This window comes from uncultured Salinicola sp., assembly GCF_937921195.1.
GTDB lineage: Bacteria > Pseudomonadota > Gammaproteobacteria > Pseudomonadales > Halomonadaceae > Salinicola.
Genome location: NZ_CALFQK010000206.1, coordinates 1 through 5,022 on the forward strand (window position 1 = coordinate 1; position 5,022 = coordinate 5,022).

The 5,022-nt window shown below is 62.1% G+C and carries 7 protein-coding genes; 3 read left to right on the plus strand and 4 right to left on the minus strand.

Features of this window, described 5'->3' with window-relative positions; genetic code table 11:
• Together Q0602_RS23820 and Q0602_RS23825 are read left to right on the plus strand one after the other, a co-directional pair.
• A partial coding sequence (locus Q0602_RS23820) for a Rid family hydrolase (RefSeq protein WP_298848597.1) occupies positions 1-302 on the plus strand: 302 nt, incomplete at its 5' end.
• A 136-nt stretch (positions 303-438) separates the two neighbouring features.
• Positions 439-855, plus strand: coding sequence for a host attachment family protein (locus Q0602_RS23825; protein WP_295040756.1), 417 nt, complete (start codon positions 439-441; stop codon positions 853-855).
• Between the two features lie 28 nt (positions 856-883).
• On the opposite strand, the gene Q0602_RS23830 is transcribed toward Q0602_RS23825, so the two are convergent.
• Entirely contained in the window at positions 884-1,810 is a 927-nt protein-coding gene (locus Q0602_RS23830; protein ID WP_149436115.1) for a LysR family transcriptional regulator, read from the minus strand.
• A gap of 152 nt (positions 1,811-1,962) precedes the next feature.
• Between Q0602_RS23830 and Q0602_RS23835 the strand changes: the two genes are divergently transcribed.
• A complete protein-coding gene (locus Q0602_RS23835; protein WP_295040760.1) occupies positions 1,963-2,739 on the plus strand; it encodes a ferredoxin--NADP reductase in 777 nt (258 codons plus the stop codon).
• A gap of 155 nt (positions 2,740-2,894) precedes the next feature.
• Here the strand turns inward: Q0602_RS23835 and glnK are convergent, their stop codons facing one another.
• The 3 genes from glnK to Q0602_RS23850 form a co-directional block, all read right to left on the minus strand.
• Positions 2,895-3,233, minus strand: a complete 339-nt coding sequence (gene glnK / locus Q0602_RS23840) for a P-II family nitrogen regulator (protein WP_075568466.1) — start codon at positions 3,231-3,233, stop codon at positions 2,895-2,897.
• A 169-nt stretch (positions 3,234-3,402) separates the two neighbouring features.
• Entirely contained in the window at positions 3,403-4,653 is a 1,251-nt protein-coding gene (locus tag Q0602_RS23845) for an ammonium transporter (protein WP_295040764.1), read from the minus strand.
• A gap of 25 nt (positions 4,654-4,678) precedes the next feature.
• Positions 4,679-5,017, minus strand: a complete 339-nt coding sequence (locus tag Q0602_RS23850) for a P-II family nitrogen regulator (protein WP_071231037.1) — start codon at positions 5,015-5,017, stop codon at positions 4,679-4,681.
• Positions 5,018-5,022: the final 5 nt, after the last annotated feature.

Genomic DNA, 5,022 nt, shown 5'->3' on the forward strand with positions numbered 1-5,022 from the left:
CCGGCCAGATGCCGACCGTGCCGGAGACCAACGAGATGCTGCTGGGGACGTTCAGCGAGCAGACGCACCGGGTGATGCAGAACCTGGCGATCGTGCTGGAGGCGGTGGGCAGCGGCTTCGAGCATGTGGTCCAGAGCCGCGTCTTCATCACCAACATGGGGCACTTCGAGGAGGTGAACGGCGTCTACGCCAGCTACTTCGAGGATCCGTTGCCGACGCGCACCTGCATTGGCGTCACCGGCCTGGCCGGCGGTGCCGATGTCGAGGTGGACATGATCGCCTGGATCCCGCCTGCGAAATGATCGATGGAAGTTCGGTCCATGCGACTTCGCCCCGCACCAGCGGGGCGAAGTCGTCTCTGTGTCGGCATGAAGGTTGAGCGATGAGGGAATCTCTACCAAGCTTGGGTCACTATCCACGGAGCAGGAGAGAGTGATCATGGACAAGACCTTCGTTGTCGCCGCCGACGCATCGCGCGCACGTATCTTCGCCCGAGAGGCGCGGGTACTGCGTGAGATCGAAACGCTGACGCATCCGGAATCCCGGCTGCACACGGGAGACCTGCGCACGGGCGGCGAGGGTTCGGCCACCTCCGGGGCCAGTCAGCGCCAGACCGGCAATGACAACGCCACGTCCGAGAAACAGGCGATGTTTTTTGCCAAGGAGGTCGCCGGCTATCTGCGCGACGCGAGAACCCAGGGCAAGGCTGACAAGTTCGTGCTGATCGCCGCGCCGCAGTTCCTGGGCCAACTGCGTGACAAGCTCGACAAGCCGACGCTCGACTGCGTGATCCAGACGCTGGACAAGGACCTCTCGAAAGCCAGCGAGGAGGAGATCGCCGGCAAGCTCGACTGACCCTCGACGGATGCCGACGATGACCCTCTCAGGGGATCGTCGGCAGATCGATCTCGTCGCTACGCTGGATGCCGGCGGTCATCTCGCGGCACAGGCGCAGGAACTCGCGCATGCCGGTCGTCAGGTACTTCTGGCGGTGCCAGATGAAGGCGAAGCGTCGGGTGAGATCCAGCTCCGGTGTCGCGATCGGCACCAGGCTGCCGCGGCGAAAGGCGTCCCTCAGCGCCAGGCGCGACACGCAGCCGATGCCGAGGCCGGATTCCACCGCCCGTTTGATTCCTTCGGTATGTTCCAGCTCCAGCAGGATGTTGAAGCGGCCCCGCCGATGGCGCATGGCATGTTCCAGCGTCCGGCGCGTTCCCGAGCCCACCTCGCGCATGATCCACGCTTCGCGCAGCAGCCGCTCGACATCGGCGCTTCCTGCCTGGGCCAGTGAGTGACGCGGCGAGCAGAACACGGTCAGGTCGTCCTCGATCCAGGGCTGGATAATGATGTCGTCGTGCTGGCAGTCGCCCTCGATCAGGCCCAGATCCAGCTCGTGGAGCGCGATGCGCTCGACGATGGAGGCGGTGTTGCGAACGTGCAGTCGGACCCGGCTCTCCGGATAGCGCTGCATGAAGTCGCTGATCAGCAGTGTCGCCAGGTAATTGCCGATCGTCAGCGTCGCCCCCACTTCTAGGGAACTGATGCCGCTCTGGCCCTGCAGCAGCTCCTCGATCTCCTCGCCGCGATCCAGCAGCGCGACCGCCTTGGGCAGCAGCTGAAAGCCCAGCGCGTTCAGCTTGAGCCGCTTGCCGAGCCGGTCCAGCAACTGGCAGTCGAACTGTCTCTCCAGTTCCGCCAGCGCGGTACTCGTCGCCGACTGCGACATCGAGAGCGTCTGCGCGGCGCGAGATACGCTCTGGTGCTGGGCAATCGCGACGAAAACCTCGAGTTGCCGCAGGGTGTAGCGCATGGGCGATGCCTTTTATCGATTTTGTGGATATAGGTTATCCAAACAATCCACTTAACAGAATACCATTCTGTTCTTATAGTTCGCACATCTACTCGTCATCCCGTTTATGCCTTTTAGCTATTATCGATCATCGTCATCGCAAGGAGCCGGTCATGAGCAAGTTTGCGCTGGAAGAAGTCCTGAGCGTTCACCACTGGAACGACACCCTGTTCAGCTTCCGCACCACGCGCGAGCGTAGTCTGCGTTTCAAGAACGGACAGTTCGTGATGATCGGCCTGGAAGTGAACGGCAAGCCTCTGGTCCGGGCCTACTCCGTCGCCAGCCCCAACTACGAGGACCATCTCGAGTTCTTCAGCATCAAGGTACAGGATGGCCCGCTGACGTCGCGCCTGCAGCATCTCAAGGTCGGCGACCAGATCATGGTCAGCCGCAAGCCTACGGGCACGCTGGTCTGCGACGATCTGCTGCCGGGGCGAAACCTCTACATGCTCTCCACCGGCACCGGTCTGGCGCCGTTCATGAGCCTGATCCAGGATCCCGAGGTCTATGAGCGCTACGAGAAGGTGGTGTTGATCCACGGCGTGCGCACCGTCAGCGAACTGGCCTATGCCGACTTCATCTCCAAGGAGCTGCCGGCACACGAGTACCTGGGCGACGAGATTCGCGACAAACTGGTCTACTACCCGACGGTGACCCGTGAGGAGTTCCACACCATGGGTCGTCTGACCGACCACATCCGCAGCGGCAAGCTGGTCGAGGATACCGGCCTGCCGCCGCTGGATCCGAAGCAGGACCGGGCCATGATCTGCGGCAGCCCGGCGATGCTCGAAGAGACCAGCGGGCTGCTCGACGAACTCGGGTTCGCCATCTCGCCGCGCATGGGCGAGCCGGGCGACTACGTCATCGAGCGGGCGTTCGTCGAGAAGTAAGCTCGAAGCTGGAAGCCTGAAGAGCGCCGCTTCGCGGCTGGAAGAAAAGAAACCCCGTCAGGCGCAGTATCGCCAGGCGGGGTTTCTTTTGTCAGACATCCAGCAAACGCTGCTTTCCAGCTTCCAGCTTCCAGCTTCCAGCTTCCAGCTGTGGGTCAGACCGCGTCCTTGCCGGTCTCGCCGGTACGAATCCGGATGACCTGTTCCAGCGGCGAGACGAAGATCTTGCCGTCGCCGATCTTGCCGGTGTTGGCCACCTTGGTGATGGCATCGATCACCTGGTCGCTCATGCCGTCATCGACGGCGACCTCCAGCTTGATCTTGGGAAGGAAGTCGACCACGTATTCGGCGCCACGGTAGAGCTCGGTGTGGCCCTTCTGACGACCGAAGCCCTTGACCTCGGTCACGGTGACGCCCTGCACGCCGATCTCGGACAGAGACTCACGCACGTCGTCCAGCTTGAACGGTTTGATAATGGCGGTAACCAGTTTCATGTAAGTTCTCCTCGCGTGCGATAGGCGGATGGTGTGCGCTCAACTCTTCGAGTGGCCGTTACGAATGCTCGACGACTAGTAGTTTAAGCATACACCGCCGGTCGCGGGAATTAAAAAAGGCCCCCCGAAGGGGGCCAGGGGAGCACGCCAGCTCACTCGGTGTGTCGGCTCACTTCTTGCCGACGTTGAATTCAGGATAGGCTTCCATACCGCATTCCGCGATATCGACACCTTCATATTCCTCTTCCTCGGAGACCCGGATACCCATCACTGCCTTGATGATGCCCCACACCACCAGGCTGGCGATGAAAGTCCAGGCGAAGATGGTCACGATACCCAGCAACTGGGCACCGAACGTGGCATCGCCGTTGGAGAGCGGTACGGCGATCAGGCCCCAGACGCCGACGACGCCGTGGACCGAGATGGCCCCGACCGGATCGTCGATCTTGACCTTGTCGAGCGTCACGATGGCGATGACCACCAGCAGACCACCGACGGCACCGATCAGCGTTGCGCCGAGGGCAGTGGGGGCCAGCGGTTCGGCGGTGATGGCGACCAGGCCGGCCAGCGCGCCGTTCAGCGCCATGGTCAGGTCCGCCTTGCGGAACCACAGCTTGGCCAGGATGATCGCGGCGATGACACCGCCGGCAGCGGCCGCGTTGGTGTTGACGAAGACCTGAGCGACGGCATTGGCCTCATCGACATTGGAAACCATCAGCTCCGAGCCGCCGTTGAAACCGAACCAGCCCAGCCACAGGATGAAGGTGCCCAGCGTGGCCAGCGGCAGGTTGGAGCCCGGGATCGCATAGATGGCGCCGTTCTTGCCGTACTTGCCCTTGCGCGCGCCCAGCAGCAGTACCCCGGCGAACGCGGCCGTGGCACCGCACAGGTGGACGACACCGGAACCGGCGAAATCCTGGAAACCGGCCGCGTCGAGGAAGCCGCCACCCCATTTCCAGTAGCCCTGAATCGGATAGATGAAGCCGGTCATGACCACGGCGAAGAGCATGAATGCCCACAGTTTCATGCGCTCGGCAACGGCGCCGGAGACGATCGACATCGCCGTGGCGACGAACACGACCTGGAAGAAGAAGTCGGAGCGTGCGGAATAGTAGACGTCGCCGCCACTGGACATCACGTCGTCGACGCTGTTCTCCGCGCCGATCAGGAAGCCGAGGTTGGGCAGGAAGCCGCCGCTCTCGCTGGAGTACATGATGTGGTAGCCGACCAGCAGGTACATGGTGCAGGCAATGGCGTAGAGAACGACGTTCTTGGTCAGGATTTCGGTGGTGTTCTTGGCGCGGACCAGCCCCGCCTCGAGCATGGCGAACCCGGCCGCCATCCACATCACCAGGGCGCCCGTCACCAGGAAGTAGAAGGTGTCGAGTGCGTAGGAAAGTTGGACTACTTGATCATTCATTCTTTTGTCTCCTCGTTCCGCGCCGTCAAACGGCGTCGGCCCCGCGTTCCCCGGTTCGAATCCGGATCACATCTTCGAGTGGCGTGACGAACAGCTTGCCGTCGCCGATCTTGCCGCTGTTGGCGGCATTGCGGATCGAGTCCAGAACGCCATCGACACGGTCGTCCTCGACAGCGACCTCGACTTTCACTTTCGGCAGGAAATCGACGACATACTCTGCGCCGCGGTAAAGCTCTGTATGGCCTTTTTGACGACCGAACCCTTTCACTTCCGTGACGGTGATGCCCTGCACGCCGTTATCGGCCAGCGCCTCGCGCACATCGTCGAGCTTGAAGGGTTTAATGATGGCGGTGATGAGTTTCATCCCTT

What these genes read in the sequence shown, in the direction of transcription:
- Q0602_RS23825 (WP_295040756.1), top strand. Translation starts at nt 439, where the DNA reads ATGGACAAGACCTTCGTTGTCGCCGCCGACGCATCGCGCGCACGTATC.
- Q0602_RS23830 (WP_149436115.1), bottom strand. Translation starts at nt 1,810, where the DNA reads ATGCGCTACACCCTGCGGCAACTCGAGGTTTTCGTCGCGATTGCCCAG.
- Q0602_RS23835 (WP_295040760.1), top strand. Translation starts at nt 1,963, where the DNA reads ATGAGCAAGTTTGCGCTGGAAGAAGTCCTGAGCGTTCACCACTGGAAC.
- glnK (WP_075568466.1), bottom strand. Translation starts at nt 3,233, where the DNA reads ATGAAACTGGTTACCGCCATTATCAAACCGTTCAAGCTGGACGACGTG.
- Q0602_RS23845 (WP_295040764.1), bottom strand. Translation starts at nt 4,653, where the DNA reads ATGAATGATCAAGTAGTCCAACTTTCCTACGCACTCGACACCTTCTAC.
- Q0602_RS23850 (WP_071231037.1), bottom strand. Translation starts at nt 5,017, where the DNA reads ATGAAACTCATCACCGCCATCATTAAACCCTTCAAGCTCGACGATGTG.